Annotated in this window: 11 protein-coding genes; 6 read left to right on the top strand and 5 right to left on the bottom strand. The window is 74.0% G+C overall.

The annotated features are described in order from the left end of the window. Positions 1–263: 263 nt before the first annotated feature. From rosag_RS01110 to rosag_RS01095, 4 genes are all read right to left on the bottom strand, one after another. On the bottom strand, positions 264–989 hold the full coding sequence (locus rosag_RS01110) for a rhamnogalacturonan acetylesterase (RefSeq protein WP_284348155.1): 726 nt from the start codon (positions 987–989) through the stop codon (positions 264–266). Positions 990–993: 4 nt separating this feature from the next. After that, complete coding sequence (locus rosag_RS01105; RefSeq protein ID WP_284348154.1) at positions 994–2,199, bottom strand: serine/threonine-protein kinase; 1,206 nt, start codon at positions 2,197–2,199, stop codon at positions 994–996. A gap of 104 nt (positions 2,200–2,303) precedes the next feature. Beyond that, entirely contained in the window at positions 2,304–3,902 is a 1,599-nt protein-coding gene (locus rosag_RS01100; RefSeq protein WP_284348153.1) for a RagB/SusD family nutrient uptake outer membrane protein, read from the bottom strand. A 22-nt stretch (positions 3,903–3,924) separates the two neighbouring features. Next, positions 3,925–7,149, bottom strand: coding sequence for a SusC/RagA family TonB-linked outer membrane protein (locus rosag_RS01095; RefSeq protein WP_284348152.1), 3,225 nt, complete (start codon positions 7,147–7,149; stop codon positions 3,925–3,927). A 525-nt stretch (positions 7,150–7,674) separates the two neighbouring features. On the opposite strand from rosag_RS01095, the gene rosag_RS01090 reads away from it, so the two are divergent. Genes rosag_RS01090 through rosag_RS01065 form a run of 6 tightly spaced genes read left to right on the top strand, consistent with a single transcriptional unit; the run spans position 7,675 to position 14,336 of the window. Further along, positions 7,675–8,529, top strand: a complete 855-nt coding sequence (locus tag rosag_RS01090; protein ID WP_284348151.1) for an STAS domain-containing protein — start codon at positions 7,675–7,677, stop codon at positions 8,527–8,529. Between the two features lie 11 nt (positions 8,530–8,540). Continuing rightward, positions 8,541–9,005: an STAS domain-containing protein gene (locus tag rosag_RS01085; protein WP_345784805.1), complete on the top strand. Its 465-nt coding sequence runs from the start codon at positions 8,541–8,543 to the stop codon at positions 9,003–9,005. Beyond that, positions 8,986–9,390 carry an anti-sigma regulatory factor gene (locus rosag_RS01080; protein ID WP_345784804.1) on the top strand — a complete coding sequence of 135 codons (405 nt, stop codon included), beginning with the start codon at positions 8,986–8,988 and terminating at the stop codon, positions 9,388–9,390. Before rosag_RS01085 ends, rosag_RS01080 begins: the two co-directional genes overlap by 20 nt. Before the next feature lie 28 nt (positions 9,391–9,418). Further along, positions 9,419–10,540 carry an ATP-binding protein gene (locus rosag_RS01075; protein WP_284348148.1) on the top strand — a complete coding sequence of 374 codons (1,122 nt, stop codon included), beginning with the start codon at positions 9,419–9,421 and terminating at the stop codon, positions 10,538–10,540. Positions 10,541–10,548: 8 nt separating this feature from the next. Further along, positions 10,549–12,024 carry an ATP-binding protein gene (locus rosag_RS01070; protein ID WP_284348147.1) on the top strand — a complete coding sequence of 492 codons (1,476 nt, stop codon included), beginning with the start codon at positions 10,549–10,551 and terminating at the stop codon, positions 12,022–12,024. Continuing rightward, positions 12,021–14,336, top strand: a complete 2,316-nt coding sequence (locus tag rosag_RS01065; protein ID WP_284348146.1) for an ATP-binding response regulator — start codon at positions 12,021–12,023, stop codon at positions 14,334–14,336. The genes rosag_RS01070 and rosag_RS01065 overlap by 4 nt, the downstream gene beginning before the upstream one ends. 529 nt (positions 14,337–14,865) lie before the next feature. On the opposite strand, the gene rosag_RS01060 is transcribed toward rosag_RS01065, so the two are convergent. Beyond that, positions 14,866–16,611: an N-acyl-D-amino-acid deacylase family protein gene (locus rosag_RS01060; RefSeq protein ID WP_284348145.1), complete on the bottom strand. Its 1,746-nt coding sequence runs from the start codon at positions 16,609–16,611 to the stop codon at positions 14,866–14,868. Positions 16,612–16,827: the final 216 nt, after the last annotated feature.

Below are 16,827 nucleotides of genomic sequence, written 5' to 3'. Positions count from 1 at the left end.
CCTGCGTGCGACGATACCGATCGCCGCCGCGGCTGCAAGCGACCCCGTGTGCCATCTCGGGGCCCGAACTTCAACTGCAGCAAGGATGACGATCGGATACCGTCTGATGACGACGAATGGCTAGCGTGGTGGCGAGGACCGTCGCTCGACGCGGAGCCATCCGTGGTCATCCGATCTCGTCAGATCCTCTCCCTGCTGCAGCTCGCAGCTCAGGGTCCGGTGCGCCCGCCCGTAAGCGAAACGAGCTCCACGTTCGCGCCGCGCTAGTCGACGCCGCGCACGTGCGCCGCGAGCGGCCCGCCCAGCCGCCGCAGCTCGCGCGCGGCCAGCCGCGCGACGGAATCGGCACCCGCCGGCGACAGGTGCGTGTCGTCGCGCCGCTCGCCGACCCAGACGTAGAGCGCCTTCGAGCGCTCGGGCCCCGCGCGCTGCACCAGCTCCTCGGTCAGCAGCTGCAGGTCCACGAAGCCCACGCCCGCCTCGCGCGCGACGGTGCGCGCCACCCACGGATACGCGCCGTGCGTGTCCTGCAGCGCACCGCCCGTGCTGAAGCTGCGCCGCACGATCGAGCTGAGCACGATCGGCGTGGCGCCCCTCGCCCGCGACTCGGCCACGAAGCGCTCGAGGTTGCGGCGGTACGCCGTGTACGGGTTCGTGTAGCGCGTCGAGTCCTCGACCTTCTGGTCGTTGTGCCCGAATTGGATCAGCACGTAGTCACCGGGCTTCAGGCGCGTGACCACCGAGTCCCAGCGCCCCTCGCCGATGACGCTGCGCGTGCTGCGCCCGTTGCGCGCGTGGTTCTCGACCGCGACGGCGCCGTCCAGGAAGCGCGGCAGCGCCTGGCCCCACCCGCGCTCCGGGTTGCTCGCGTCGGGCCGGTCCGCCATCGTCGAGTCGCCGATCAGGAAGAGCGTCAGCCGCGCCGGCGGCGCGAAGCCGGCCGAGAGCGCGGCCGCGGCGAGCAGCACGAGCGTGCGCGGGAATCGCATGCGATCAGATCAGGGTGAGCACGACGACGACCGCGATCAGCACCAGCAGCGCGGCCCCGATGACGATCAGGCGCTGCCGCATGACCGCCGGCGTGGCCATGAGGCCCGGCGCGAGGCCGGGCGCGAGGCCGGGCGCGAGGCCGGGCGCGAGGCCGGGCGCGAGGCCGGGCGCGACGCTCCCCGGCACCTGCCACGCCTGGATCGTCTGCGCGAACGCAGCGCCGAACGCGGTGGCCGTGGGCCAGCGCTGCGTGCGGTCGAGCGCGAGCGCGCGGTCGATCACCTGCTGCAGCCCCGGCGGCCATGCGACGTCCGGGCGGTGCTCGGCCAGCTTGGGCGGCTCGGCCACCATGCGCCGCGTCGCCTCGCCGAAGGTGCGCGCGGGAAAGGCGCGCGCGCCGGTCAGCAGCTCGAACGCGATGAGGCCGAGCGCGTACTGGTCGCTGCGGCCATCCAGATCGCTCTCGCCGGCCAGCTGCTCGGGGCTCATGAACGCCGGCGTGCCGATGACGACGCCCGTGCGCGTGATGCGCTGCCCCTCCACGCGCGTCGCCTTCGCGATGCCGAAGTCCACGACCTTCGCGAGGTCGCTGCCGTCGCGGCGCGGCACCAGCAGCACGTTGTCGGGCTTGAGGTCGCGATGCACCACGCCATGCTCGTCGGCCACCGCGAGCGCGTCGGCCACCTGCCGCACGATGCTCGCCGCGCGCAGCGGCGCCAGCGCGCCCTCGCGCGCCACCAGCGTCGTCAGCGTCTCGCCCTCCACGAGCTCCATCGCGAGGTAGAACAGCCCGTCGCTCGTCTCGCCGAAGTCGTACAGCGCGGCGATGTTCGGGTGGAAGAGCTGCGACGAGTTGCTCGCCTCGCGGCGGAAGCGCGCGACCGTGCTGGAGTCGCTGGCGACGTCGCGCCGCAGGACCTTGAGCGCGCACGGGCGCGCCATGCGCACCTGCACCGCGCGATAGACGGCGCCCATCCCGCCCTCGCCCAGCCGCGCCTCGACGAGGAACTGGCCGGCCACCAGCGTGCCGGTGAGCGTCTGCGCGGCGCGGTCGGAGAGCAGCGCGGTGCCGTCGTGGATGCAGAAGACGGCGTCCGCGGCGAAGCCCGTGCCGCAGCGCGGGCAGCGGCGCGCGGCGGGCGTCGCGGCGGCCGACGGCGGAGCGGCCAGCGGGATGCCGGCGAACGGCTCGTTGGACGGGAGGTGCATCGGCTCGTGACCCCCGGACAGGCGTGACGCGGCGCGGAGCGGCGCCCTACTATAGCGCGGCCGGCCCCGTCCCACACGCCGCGGCCCCGCCGAGGTCGGTGCCCTCACCAGCCGGGGTTCTGCTCGAGCTGCGGGTTGAGGTCGCGCGCCTGCGTGGGGATCGGCAGCAGCCGGTACTTGTCCGTCAGCACCGGCACCGCCGTCGTGCCGGTCGCGAACTTCGGCCAGCGGCTCTGGCGCACGCGCTGCGCGGCGGGGAGCGTCAGCCACTGCACGCCGCGCGCGAAGTTGGCCTCGATGCGCGCCTTCGCCCACGCCCAGTTGCGCTGGCTGTCGAAGTAGCCGTGCGGCCCCTCCATCGACAGCTCCAGGCGGCGCTGCGCGAACACCGAGTCCTTGAACGCGGCCTTCGCGAGGCCGGCCGTCAGGTCCGCCAGGCCGGCGCGCGTGCGCACCGCGTTGATCGCCGCGTACGCCGCCGCCGTCGGGCCCTGCAGCTCGTTGATCGCCTCCGCCTCCATCAGGAGGTTGTCGGCGTAGCGCAGGATGATGTAGTTCGGCTCGTCGTTGCCGGCCGTCACCGACAGCCGGTCGAGGAACTTCGCCATGTACGGCGTATCCGCGCCGTACGCGCCGTTGGCCGTGTTGGTCGTCGGCCCGTAGGTGATCGTCGCGCCGGCCTTGTTGGTGAACGAGAGCTGCCAGGTGGTCGCGAGCCGCCGGTCGTTGGCCGCGAACTCCAGGAAGAACGGCTCCTCGGCCGTGAACGAGCCGTTCTGGCCGCTGCCGTAGTTCGACATGCGGGGCGCGACCTGGTTCGACAGGCGGCAGCCGACGCCGTTGGAGCGCGAGCACTGCACGTCGAAGATGACCTCGGAGTTCACCTCGTTGGTCATGTCGAACAGGCTGGCGTAGTTGGCCACCAGCGCGTAGCCCTCGGTCGCCTTCACGTCCTGCAGCAGCGCGAGCGCCGAGTCGACGCCGACGTTGGGCGTGACGCCCGTGCCGGCGCGCTGCAGGTAGGCCTTCGCCAGCAGCGTCTTCGCGGCGCCGCGCGACGCGCGGCCGATGTCCGGGCCCGTGTACGTGCGCTGCGCGGGGAGCACGCGGATCGCGTCCTTCAGGTCGGTGACGATCTGCGCATAGACCGCCTGCGCGCTGGCGCGCGGCTGCTGGAGGCTGTCCAGCGTGGTCGTCTCCTTCGTGCGCAGCGGCACGCCGCCGAACATCCGCACCAGGTTGAAGTAGTGCAGCGCGCGCAGGAACTTCGCCTCCGCCACGAGGCGGCTGCGGAGCGTCGTGTCCATCGGGATCGCCGGCACGCGGTCGATCACCGAGTTCGCGCGGTTGATCGCCTGGTAGGCGCTCTGCCAGGTCGAGTAGATGTAGCTGTGCGCCGGCGTGAACGTGTAGTTGTCCACCAGGCTGCGCTCGTTCGTCGCGCTCAGGTAGGGCGTCTGCATCTCCGTCAGGAACTCGACGAGCATGACGAAGTTGCGCCCGTAGTAGTTGTCGCCCGTCGAGCTGACCGACGTCGCGTACACGCCGGCGAGCGCCGCCCGCGCGTCGTCGGCGGTGGCGTAGAAGTTCTCGGGGCCGACGAAGTCGTAGGGGACCTCGGTCAGGAAGGCCTCGTCGTTGCAGGCCGCGGCGCCGAGCAGCGCGGCGGCGGCGCCGAGCAGGGTGATGGCTCGCTTCAGCATGGACGTCCTCTCGGGATGCGGATCAGTAGGTGACGTTCACGCCGAACGTGTACGTCCGGGCAAGCGGGTACGAGCCGACGTCCACGCCGCGGTTCAGGTTCCCCACGCCGAGCGAGCTGACGTCGGGGTTGAAGCCGGAGTAGTCGGTGCGCGTGAAGAGGTTCTGCCCCGTGACGTAGAGGCGGGCGCCGAAGCCGCGGCCGCGCAGCAGCGACGCGGGCAGCTCGCGCGAGAGCGTCACCGTGCGCAGGCGCCAGTACGACCCGTCCTCCAGCAGCTCCTGCGTGATGTCCTGGCCCTGCTGGCCCGTGCCCGCGCCGATGCGCTGCCACCTGCCGTCCGGGTTCTCGGGGCTCCACGCGTCCACGACGCGCTCGCGCAGCACGTTGGTGCTCGGGCTCGCGCCGCCGAGGCGGATGTTGTTGAGGTTCAGCACCTGGTTGCCGAACGCGCCGTCGATCAGCGCCGCCAGCTCGAAGCCGAACAGGCTGAACGAGTTCTGCCAGCCGACCGTGTAGTCGGGGTTCGGATCGCCGATGATCGTGCGGTCGAGCGCGTTGATCACGCCGTCGCCGTTGACGTCCACGTACTGCACGTTGCCCAGCCCCGGCGTGCCGGTCTCGAGGCGCGTCTTCGCGCGCCACGCGAGCAGCGTCGTCGAGTCGCGGAAGAGGCCCGCGGTCCGGTAGCCGTAGAAGGCGCCGATCGGCTGGCCCACCTCGACGACGCTCGACGTCGCGCCGATGTCGGAGAGCGTCTGCGACGCCGCGAAGATGCGCATCACGCCGGGGCCGAGGTCGAGCACGCGGTTGCGGTTGCGCGCGTAGTTGACGGTGCTCGTCCAGCCGAAGCCGCGGCCCGGCTGCGCGGGCTCGAAGACGCGCAGCGTCAGCCCCAGCTCGATGCCCTTGTTCTCCACCGAGCCCGCGTTGACGAACGCGCTCGAGTAGCCGACCTCGGACGGCAGCGCCGTCTGCAGCAGCAGGTCGTCGGTGCGCTTGCGATACCGGTCGGCGACCAGCTCCACGCGCCCGTCGAACAGCCCGAGGTCGAGGCCGACGTCGAGCTGCCTGGTGGACTCCCAGCTCAGCTCCGGGTTGCCGATGGCGAACGGCTGGTAGCCCGGCGCCAGCGTGCCGTTGAACGTGTACTGCTGCGGCGCGAGGCGCGTGAGCGACTGGTACGGCGAGATGGAGGGATTGCCGACGACGCCGTACGACGCGCGCAGCTTCAGGTTGCTGAGGCGCGGGATGTCGCGCACGAACGGCTCCTCCGACAGCCGCCAGCCCACCGCGGCCGCCGGGAAGAAGCCCCAGCGGTTCTCGGCCCCGAAGCGCGACGAGCCGTCGCGGCGGCCCGTGACCGAGAACAGGTAGCGGTCGAGCAGCGTGTAGTTCACGCGGCCCAGGTACGACGCGAGCGTCCAGCGCGTGCGCCCCGAGGCGACCGTCGGGCCGCCCGCCTGGGAGCCGGCGCCGATGCTCTCGAAGCCCGTGATGTCGCTGACGAAGTTGCTGTTGCGCGCGTCGCCGCGGACCGAGTTGAGGCTCTGGCGCGTGTAGCCCACGACCGTCGACAGCGCGTGCGCCTCGCCGAACGTGCGGTCGAAGCTGAGCGTGTTCTCGTTCAGGAAGCTCGTGTTGTCGACGCGCGAGCGGATCGCGCGGCCGCCCTGCGAGAAGCCCTGCAGCGTGTTGCGCGGGTAGTACGTGTCGCGCCCGCGGTACGAGAGGTCCGTGCCGACGGTGGTCCGGAAGCGGAGCCCCTGCAGCAGCGTGTACTCGCCGCTCGCGTTGGCGAGGATGCGCGTGTCGTAGAGCGCGTCCTGCACCGCGAGCGCGGTCGCCACCGGGTTGGGCACGTTGCTGAGCGGGATCCCGACGGCCTGCAGCTCGGACGGGAAGTCGGTCGACATCAGCGTGTACGAGCCGTCGGCGCGCGTGACGCTCATGAGCGGCGCGTACTGCAGCGCGGCGCCCACGGCGCCGGCGCCCGCGTTCAGCGACCCGTCGGTCGGCACCTGGCTGCTGTTCACGCGGCTCAGCAGCACGTTGCTGCCGAGGCGGAGGCGCGAGCCCACGGCCTGGTCGACGTTGCCGCGCAGCGAGAGGCGCCGGAAGTCGGAGCCCTTCACCACGCCCTCCTGCTGGAAGACGCCGCCCGAGAGCGCGTAGCGGGTGGCGTTCTGGCCGCTGCCGCCGCCGGTGACGCCGAGCTGCGCGTTGTAGATGGGCGCCGTGCGGAAGATCAGGTCCTGCCAGTCGGTGCCGACGCCGAACGACGCGGGGTTCGCGTACGGCGCGGCGAGTCCCTGGTTGGTGGCCCACGTGTTGGCGAACTGCGCGAACTCGGTGGCGTTCAGCAGCTCGTAGCGCTTGGCGACGGCCTGCGAGCCCGTGTACGTGTCGAGGTTGATGCGCGGGCGGCTGTCGCGGCCGCGCTTCGTGGTGATGAGCACCACGCCGTTGGCCCCGCGCGCGCCGTAGATCGCGGTCGCCGAGGCGTCCTTGAGGATCTCGATCGACGCGATGTCGTTCGGGTTGATCGCGGCCAGCGGGTTGGCGGGCGCGGTGGCGGAGCGGCCGCCGTCGCCGGGGCTCGCCGTGTTGGCGTCGTTCTCGACCGGGAAGCCGTCGATGACGTAGAGCGGCTCGTTGCTGCCGTTGACCGAGGAGCCGCCGCGGATGCGGATCGACATGCCGCCGCCCGGGGCGGCCGAGGCCTGGGTGACCTGGACGCCGGGTGCCGTGCCCTGGAGCGTCTGCTCGACCGAGGTGACGGGCTGGCGCTCGACGTTGGGCTGCACCGTGGTGACGGCGCCCGTGAGGTCGGAGCGGCGCTGCGTGCCGTAGCCGACGACGACCACCTGGTCGAGCGTGACCGAGGTCTGGGCGAGCGCGAAGTTGGCCGTGGCGGCCTGGCCGGCGGTGACGACGACCGTGTCCTGGCGGGCGCCGAAGCCGATGAGCTGCGCGCGGACGACGTAGCGCCCGGGGGCGACGTTGCCGATGACGTAGCGGCCGGCGCTGTCGGTGCGGGCGCCCCCCGGCTGGCCGACGAGGCCGACGCCGACGTTGGCGAGGGGCACGGCGCGGGCGGCGTCGGTGACGGTGCCGACGATGCGGCCGGCCCCGGGCTGGGCGTGCGCCGCGTGGGGCGTCAGCCAGGCGACGGCGATGCCGGCGACCGTGCCGGCGACGCCGGCGACGGTGCCGAGGGACACGAGCGGGAGCCACGGACGGCGCATCGGACGTCTCCTGACGGGAGCGGTGGGGCGGAGGACGGAGCGGCGGAGTGCGGTGAAGCGGAGAACGGGAGTGCGTGAGCCGGTGGAGCGGACGGGTGCATTGTTCGTCTGCCGAACAAATCAACCACACAGCGAGCCCGATCCGGCGGATCGGCGAACGGCGCCCCCAGACGTGGTGCGCCCTTCCCTGGGGACGACCTGGTGGCCGAGTTGTGCGGGCCGCGTCCAGGCGCCCGGTCCGGCCCGCCTTTGTTCGTCTGACGAACTAAGACCGGCCAGAAAGTACACCCGGGCGCGAATCGCGCAATATCGAACTTTCCACCGCCCTCCCCGAGGCGGCCCCGGCCGCGATCTGCGCGCGCCGCCTTGCTTCGGCCGTGCTCGCGGTGTGACGTTTGCCAGACGTTTGCCGCGAGCCGTTCCCGTCCGCGTGCCCGCGATCGCGCCCCCGGTGCGACCGCCCGCCAGCGTCGTGTGCGCCCCCGCACCGCCCCCGCCCCGCCCCCGCCCCGCTCTCGCCCCCACATGACCGCCTCGCGCATCGCCGCCATCCTCGAGCAGCACGACGCCCAGATCCTCAGCGAGTGGCTGCGCGAGCAGGCGAGCGCCGGGGGCCGTGGCGCCGCCCTCATCGGCGAGGGGGAGCGCCAGGCGCAGAGCCGCGAGCTCCTCGAGGCCATCCGCCAGGGCCTCCCGGCCGGCGTCGAGGCGATCGACCACGCGCCCGCGTGGGCCGCCGCCCGCGACTTCGTCGCCGGCATCTCGCGCTCGCGCGCCGCGCAGGGCTTCACCCCCAGCGAGACGGCGACCTTCATCTTCTCGCTCAAGCGCCCGCTGTTCGACCAGCTGCGCACCGCCCACGCCGGCGACGCGCAGGCGCTGGCCGACGACGTGTGGCGCATCAGCGCGATGCTCGACCGCCTGGGCCTCCTCTCGATGGAGCACTTCCAGCGCGGCCGCGAGGACGTCATCCAGCGCCAGCAGGCCGACATGCTGGAGCTCTCGACGCCGGTCGTGAAGCTGTGGGACGGCATCCTCGCCCTGCCGATGATCGGCACCCTCGACAGCCACCGCACGCAGATCGTCATGGAGACGCTGCTGCAGCGCATCGTCGAGACGGGGGCCGAGATCGCGATCATCGACATCACCGGCGTGCCGACCGTGGACACGCTGACCGCGCAGCACCTGCTGAAGACCGTCACCGCCGCCCGTCTCATGGGCGCCGACTGCATCATCAGCGGCATCCGCCCGCAGATCGCGCAGACGATCGTGCACCTCGGCGTCGACCTGCAGGACGTCAGCACCAAGGCATCGCTCGCCGACGCCTTCCGCGTGGCGCTCGACCGCTCGGGGCTGACGATCAAGCGCGTCGCGCGCTGAGCGGGGGCGGCATGGAGCGGATCCCGATCCTCCGGATGGGCGAGTTCCTCCTGGTCACCATCCAGGTGGACATGCACGACCGCACGGCGCTCGCGCTGCAGGACGACCTCACCTCGCGCATCGCCGACAGCGGCGCGCGCGGCGTGCTGATCGACATCTCGTCGCTCGACATCGTCGACTCGTTCATCGGCCGCATGCTGGCGAACATCGCGGCGATGGCGCGCGTGCTCGACGCGGCGACCGTGGTCACGGGCATGCGCCCCGCCGTCGCCATCACGCTCGTCGAGCTGGGGCTCGAGCTGCCGGGCGTGCGCACGGCGCTCAACGTCGAGAAGGGGATGGCGCTGCTGCGCCGCGCGCTGCCGCCGGCCGAGGTCGAGCTGGACGAGGACGACGCCCCCGGCGCCGCGCACGCGCCGGACGCCGCGCCGCCGCCGGGCGGCACGAAGGGGGCGCATGCGCGTCGTGAAGACTGAGACGTACGCGGTGCGCACGGACGCCGACGTGGTGCAGGTGCGGCAGGCCGTGCGGAGCTGGTCGGCGGAGCTGCGCTTCACGCTGGTGGACCAGACGAAGATGGTGACCGCGGCGAGCGAGCTGGCGCGCAACGCGGTCGTCTACGGCGGCGGCGGCATCGCGCGGCTGGAGACGCTCGACGACGGCGCGCGGCGCGGGCTGCGCGTGGTCTTCGAGGACCAGGGCCCCGGCATCCCCGACATCGAGCTCGCGCTGCGCGACGGCTTCACCAGCGGCAACGGCCTCGGGCTCGGGCTCGGCGGCGCGCGGCGGCTGGTGAACGACTTCGACGTGCGCAGCACGCCCGGCCAGGGCACCTCCGTGACGATCACCCGATGGGCATGACCGGGAGCGCGACGCACGGCGGCAGCCGGTGAGCCCCGCGACCGTCGTGCTGGAGTCGCGCACGGGCGTACTCGCGCCCGTGCTGGTGCCCATCGACCACGCGTCGCGCGTCGGCGAGGCGCGGCGCGCGGTGGCGGCGCTCGCCGCCGCGCTCGGCCTCGACGAGGTCGCGCAGGGGCGCGCCGCGCTGATTGCCACCGAGGCCGCCGGCAACCTCGCCAAGCACGCGCGCGACGGCGTGCTGCTGGCGCAGGCCGTCGGCCCGGCCGACGCGCCGCTGCTGGAGCTGCTGGCGATCGACCGCGGCCCGGGCATGGCCGACCCCGCGCGCTGCCTGCGCGACGGCTTCTCGACCGCGGGCACGCCGGGCACGGGGCTGGGCGCGATCCAGCGCACGGCCGACCTGTTCGACCTCGACTCGCACCCGGGGCGCGGCACCGTGCTGCTGGCGCACGTGCGCAACGGCGGCGGTGGCCGGCCCGCGCCGCCGTCGAACACGCTGCTGCAGGTCGGCGCGATCTGTCTGCCGATCGCCGGCGAGCGCGCCTGCGGCGACGCCTGGATGGTGCTCGACGACGGCGGGCGCGCGGTGGTGCTGGTGGTGGACGGACTGGGCCACGGCGAGCACGCCGCGGTGGCGGCCGGCGCGGCGCTGGACGCGACGCGCGCCGCCGGCCTGCCGCGCGACGGCGTGGCGGCCTACGGACCGGCCGCCACGCTCGCGCTGCTGCACGCCGCGCTGCGCCCCACCCGCGGCGCGGCCGTCGGCCTGGGCCTCGTCGACGGCACGAGCGGCACGGTCCGCTTCGGCGGCGTGGGCAACGTCGCCGCGGCCGTCATGCCGGACGTGAGCGCGCCCGACCGCACGCGCGGGCTGGTGTCGCAGAACGGCATCGTCGGGCACCAGGCGCGCACAGCCAGCGAGGTGGCCGAGCGGTGCCCGCCGGGCGCGCTGCTGATGCTGGCGTCCGACGGCGTGCGGCCGCAGTGGCGGCTGGACGCGCTGCCGGGCCTCGCGCGCCGCCACCCGTCCGTCATCGCGGCGACGTTGTGGCGCGACCTTGCGCGCGGCCGCGACGACGCCACCGTTCTCGTGACGCGCGTCGTCGGCACCGCCGGCGCCCCTCCGGCCGCGCCGCCGTTCGCCTGACCCGCCTCATGGCCTCCGACTTCCGCGACGACGACGTCGCGCCCCTCCTGAGCCTCGAGCTGCGCCACGACGCCGACGTCGTGCTGGCGCGGCAGCGTGCCCGCGAGGCCGCGGCGCTCCTCGGCTTCGACGCCCAGGAGCAGACCCGGGTCGCGACCGCGGTGAGCGAGATCGCGCGCAACGCGTTCCGCCACGCCGGCGGCGGGCGCGTGGAGCTCGCGCTCGACGGGCTGCCACGGCCGGACGGTGGCAGCGCGGCGCACGGGCCGCGGCTGCGCGCGCGCGTGATCGACGCGGGGCCCGGCATCGCCGACGTCGACGCGGTGCTGGCCGGTCGCACCGCGACAGCGGGCGCGCCACCCGGCCTCGGCATCCTCTCCGCGCGGCGCCTGAGCGACGCGTTCGAGATCACGAGCGCGCCGGGCGCCGGCACGCGCGTCACGCTGGCGCGCGCGCTCCCCGCCCGCGCGGCGGCCGGCCTCACGCGCGCGCGCGCCGCCGCGGTGGCCGCGGACCTCGCGCGCCGCGGCGCCGACGACCCGCTGCAGGAGCTCGCGCGCCAGAACGCCGAGCTGCTGCGGCTGATGGACGCGATGCGCCGGCGCGAGGACGAGGTCGAGCGGCTGAACCGCGAGCTGGAGGAGACCAACCGCGGCGTGCTCGCGCTGTACGCGGAGCTGGACGAGCGGGCGAAGGAGCTGAAGCGCGCGTCGGAGCTGAAGTCGCGCTTCCTCTCCAACGTCAGCCACGAGCTGCGCACACCGCTGACGTCGATCCTGAACATCTCGCGGCTGATGCTCGACCACACGCCCGGCGGGCTGCCCGAGGAGCAGCGGCGCCAGCTGGGCTTCGTGCGCACCGCGGCGCAGTCGCTGGGCGAGATCGTCAACGACCTGCTCGACCTGGCGAAGATCGAGGCCGGCCGCGTGGACGTGCGCCCCGCGCGCGTGGACGTCGCGGAGTTCCTCGGCACGCTGCGCGGGATGTTCCGCGCGATGGTCGCGAGCGAGGCCGTGACGCTGACGTTCGACGAGGCGCCGCGCCTGACGCTGATCGCCGACGAGGGGAAGCTCGCGCAGGTGCTGCGCAACCTCATATCGAACGCGCTCAAGTACACGGAGCGCGGCGAGGTGCGCGTCTCGGTCGTCGCGGGGCCGTCCGACACGGTGGCGTTCCGCGTCGCGGACACGGGCATCGGCATCGCGCCCGAGCACCAGGAGCGCGTGTTCGAGGAGTTCTCGCAGGTCGAGGGCCCGCACCAGCGCCGCGTGAAGGGCACGGGCCTCGGCCTCTCGCTGTCGCGGCAGCTCGCGCGGCTGCTCGGCGGCACGCTGACGCTGGAGAGCGCGCTCGGCGTCGGGTCGACGTTCACGCTCACCATCCCGCGTGAGGACACGCGGCCGGGCGCGCCGGCCGACGCGCTGCCGGGGCTGCCCGTCGTCGGCGTGGAGCCGGTGCTGAGCACCGGCGAGGTCGCGCGATGACGACGCCGGCGCAGGACTCCGCGCAGACTTCGGCGCCGGCGCCGGCGCGCCGCACGGTGCTCGTGGTCGACGACAACGAGGCGAACCGCTACGCCGTCACGTACTGGCTGCGCGACGCGGGCTACGAGACGATGGAGGCGGGATCGGGCGCGGAGGCGCTGAGCGCCGCCGAGCGCCGGCCCGATCTCGTGGTGCTCGACATCCGCCTGCCCGACACGACGGGCTTCGAGGTCGCGCGCCGGCTGCGCGAGGACCCGCAGACGGCGTCGATCCCGATCCTGCACCTGTCGGCGAGCTTCACCACCAGCGAGTGGCGCACGCACGGCCTGGAGCAGGGCGCGGAGGCGTACCTCACGCATCCGGTGGAGCCGCGCGAGTTCGTCGCCACCGTGCGCTCGATCCTGCGCGTGCGCGACGCCGAGGAGCGGCTGCGCGCGGCGGCCGCGGAGGCGCAGCGCGCGCGACGCGACGCGGAGACGGCCGCGGCGCGCGCGAACGCCCTGCAGGCGACCACCGCGGCGGTCGCGGCCGCGCTGTCGACGGTCGAGGTGGCGGCGGCGGCGGTCGCGCAGGCGCGCCTGCACACGGGCGCCGCGGCCGCGCTGCTGGCCACCGATCCCGGAGCGACCGACGGCGCGGCGACGGACGCCGTGCCCGCGGCGCCGCTGCTGCAGGCGACCAGCGGCTGGAGCAGCACGACGCGCTGGCTGTCGGACGTGGCGGCGCTGCTGCGCGGCGAGCCGCTGGTGCTGGAGCGGCCCGACGCGATCGCGGCGCGCCTGCCGCATGCCGCCGGGATGCTCGCGGCGGCCCGCGTGCAGGCGCTCGTCGCCGTCCCCATGGGCGCGGCCGACGCGCCCACGCACGCCACGCCCGCCGCGCAGCAGATCCCGTCCGACCTCGCGCCGGCCGCGCACCTGCTGGTGCTGCTGTGGACCGAGCCGTCGCAGTGCGACGTCGCGCTGGTGTCGGCGATGGCGGGCCCGATCGCGCAGGCGCTGGAGCGCGCGCGCCTGTACGAGGTGGCGACGCAGGCGCGCGCCGCCGCCGAGTCGGCGAACCGCACGAAGGCGCAGTTCCTCGCCACGATGTCGCACGAGCTGCGCACGCCGCTCAACGCGATCCTCGGCTACGGCGACCTGATGATGCTCGGCGTGGACGGTCCGGTGACCGAGGCGCAGCAGGGCCGCCTGCAGCGCATCCGCACGGCGACGCACCACCTGCTGGCGCTCATCAACGACGTGCTCGACCTGAGCAAGGTGGAGAGCGGGCGGCTGCTGCTGGTGCGCGAGCGCGCCGACGCGCACGAGGCGATCGCCGCGGCGGTGGCGCTGGTGGAGCCGCAGGCGGCCGCGCGCCAGCTGCGCCTGGAGACCGCGCCGGCGGGCCCCGTCGCGTTCATCGGCGACGTGCATCGCGTCGGGCAGATCCTCGCCAACGTGCTGGCGAACGCGGTGCGCTTCACGGAGCCGGGCGGCGTCATCTCGCTCGCGTGCGAGGCCGACGCGGCGCCGCCGGAGTCGCTGGCGCTCCTGAGCACGAGCGGCGAGCATCGCGCGTCGGGTGGACGGGCGTGGACCGCGATCCGCGTGCACGACACGGGCATCGGCATCGCGCCGGAGCACCTGGAGCGGATCTTCGAGGACTACGTGCAGGTGGACGCCGGCCACACGCGCCGCGCGGGCGGCACGGGGCTGGGGCTCGCGATCAGCCGCCGGCTGGCGCGGCTGATGGACGGCGACCTGACGGTGGAGAGCACGCCGGGCGAGGGCTCGACGTTCACGCTCTGGCTGCCCGCCGACGGGCCGCCGGGCGATCGCCCCGAGCTGCCGCCGCCCGATCCGGCGCGCACGGTGCGCGGGCTGATCGAGGTCAGCGACGTGCTGCTGCGCGCGCTGCCCGAGATCGCGCGCCGCTACGCCGCCCGCATGCGCGACGATCCGGCGATGCCGATGGCGCGCACCGTCAGCGCCGAGGAGCTGATGGACCACACCAGCACCCTGCTCACCGACATCGCGCAGTCGCTCGGCGCGATCGAGGACGCGGGCGGCCGGCCGTCGGCGCTGGAGGCGATCGGGAGCGACATCCAGCGGGTGATCGCCGAGCAGCACGCGCTGCGGCGCGCGCAGCTCGGGTGGACGCCGGCCGCGTTCGCGCGCGAGTGGGTGATCCTCGACGAGGAGGTCGAGCGCGCGGTGCGCGCCGCGGTGCCGCCGGACACCGGGCTGCCGATCGACGCCGGGCTGCGGCTCGTGCGCGAGCGCGTCGAGCGGGCGCGGGACATCGGGCACGCGGTGCTGGCGGCGGGCTGACGACGATTGCGGGCTGCGGATCTGAACGACGACTGCAAGACAGGATGACCGGATGACCAGGAGGCTCCGTGTGCCGCATGGTTCTGAGCGCCGGTGCGGAGCCTCTTCGTCATCCTGTCTCACGCCGTTCCGGTTCGCGCGCGCCGGACCCGAACGACAACTACAGACAGGATTGACAGGATTGAACGGACAAGATCTGATGTACGCTCCTCGCGGCGCATGGAGCCACCCGCGGTGAGGACCTCACATCAGATCTTGTCCGTTCAATCCGTTGAATCCTGTCCAAGCCGTTCGCTCTTCAGAGCCCGACGCGCCGGTCCCCTTGTAGCCTTTGGGAGGGATACGGATGCTCCGGATGAAGCGGATCTGACGGATCGCCCCACATGGCGGCGACGTCCCATGCGCCACATGGAGCGATCCGCATGATCCGGCTCATCCGGAGCATCCGCATCCTCACCGAAGGCCAACAGTCCGGGCGCGACGTCGGCCGCCGAGCGCGCGGAGCTGAAGGTTCCGCATCCCGCAGCCGTCAGCGGTTCCCGCTCCACCCCGGCCCCCGCACCACCCGCCCCGGCGTCGCGCCCGTGTGCCGCCCGTCGCGCCAGACCGCGACGCCGTTGACCCACACGTGCCGCACGCCGACGGCCAGCTGGTGCGGCCGCTCGAAGGTCGCGGGATCGCTCACCGTCGCGGGATCGAACACGACCAGGTCCGCGAGCATGCCCTCGCGCACCAGCCCGCGGTCGCGCAGGCCGAGCGCCTGCGCCGTCGCGCCGGACATGCGGCGCACCGCGTCCTCCAGCGTCAGCACCGAGTCCTGGCGCACGTACTTCCCCAGCACGCGCGCGTAGGTGCCGTACGCGCGCGGATGCGTGAGCCCGCGCGCGCTGTCCGGGTTCTGGCCGCCGGCGTCGGAGCCGATCACGACCCACGGCCGCCGCAGCTGCATCGCGACGTTCGCCTCGTCCATGCTGAACGTGATCTTGCTCAGGCGGTTCTCCTCGCCCAGCACGACGTCGATGACGGCGTCCGGCCACGGCTTGCCGAGCGCCTCGGCCATCGCGGGGATGCGCAGGCCGTTGAGGCGCTGCCACTCCGCCTTCCGGAAGCCCTGCACCATCACGGCGCCGGGATCGCGCTGGCAGTAGTCGGGCGCGCCGGGCGCCGTGTCCGTCATCGCGGCGCGGATGCGCGCGCGCATCGCGGCATCGGCGAGGTTCGCGAGCAGCTTGCCGTCGGCGGCGGCCCAGTCGGGGAAGCACGACGCGAGCGTGTTCCCCGACGCGGCGTACGGATACATGGTCGCGATGACGTCCTGTCCCGCCGCGCGCGCCGAGTCGATCTTCGCGACCATGCGCGGCGCCTTGGGCCAGTTGCGCCGCCCGGCCGCCTTCAGGTGGTAGATGATGACCGGCACGCCGCCCTCGCGCCCGATGCGGAACGCCTCGTCCATCGCCTCGAACAGCGAGTCGTCCTCGCTGCGCATGTGCGTGATGTACGTGCCGTGGTACGGCGCCATCGCCTGCGCCTGCGCGATCAGCTCCGCGGTGCCGGCGAAGCTGCCGGGCGGGTAGATCAGCGCGCTCGAGACGCCGAACGCGCCGTCGCGCATCGCGTCCGCGACCACGCGGCGCATCGTGTCCAGCGCCGCCGCGTCGGCCGCGCCCTGCCGCTGCCCCATCGCGTACGCGCGCACGGTGGTCGCGCCCAGGTACGAGCCGACGTTGACGCTGTTGGGGTGGCGGCCCAGCGCGTCGAGCCAGGCGCCGAAGCCGCGCGCGCCGCCGAAGCCCTCGCGCAGCCGGCGCGGGATGGCGGCCGCGTCGCCCGGCGGATCGTCGTCGCCCAGCAGCGCGCGCACCGCGGCGTTCACCGGCGCCGGCGTCGTGGCCTCGCCGAGGATCTCGGTCGTGACGCCCTGCGCCACCTTGCCCACCACGCGGCCGTCGCGCCACAGCAGCGCGTCCCACGAGTGGCTCTGGATGTCGATGAACCCCGGCGCGACGACCTGCCCGCGCGCGTCCACGCGCTGCGCGGCGGGCGCGTTGGCGAGGGCGCCGCGCGGCGCGACGCGCACGATGCGGTCGCCCCGCACGCCGACGTCGGCGTACGTCCACGGGTTGCCGGTGCCGTCCACCAGCCGGCCGCCGGTGATGACCACGTCGTACGCGGCGCCGGGCGCGGGAGCGCCGGTGGCGGTCGTGCGGCGCGCGCAGGCGCCCAGCGCGGCGCTCGCGAGGACGCAGGCGAGCAGGGTGTGGAGTCGGGTCGTCATGCGCGCGACGTTAGCGGCAGTGCGGCGGACCGGGAAGGCCGCGGCCGGGCCCAGGGCGTGCAGACTTCGGCTGCGGGCTTCGTGCTGCGTGCACGGCCTCGGGACGCGCCGGCGCGCCGGAGCCTCTCGCCTATTGGAGAGGTTACGGATGCTCCGGATCACGACGGAGGCTTCGGATCGTCCCGCGTGGCGGCGACGCTCCCCGCACCCGAGAGG

The sequence above is a fragment of the Roseisolibacter agri genome, from assembly GCF_030159095.1.
Taxonomy (GTDB): Bacteria; Gemmatimonadota; Gemmatimonadetes; order Gemmatimonadales; family Gemmatimonadaceae; genus Roseisolibacter; species Roseisolibacter agri.
Note: the sequence above shows the minus strand (reverse complement) of the source record. Positions and strands in the feature narration are given on the sequence as shown.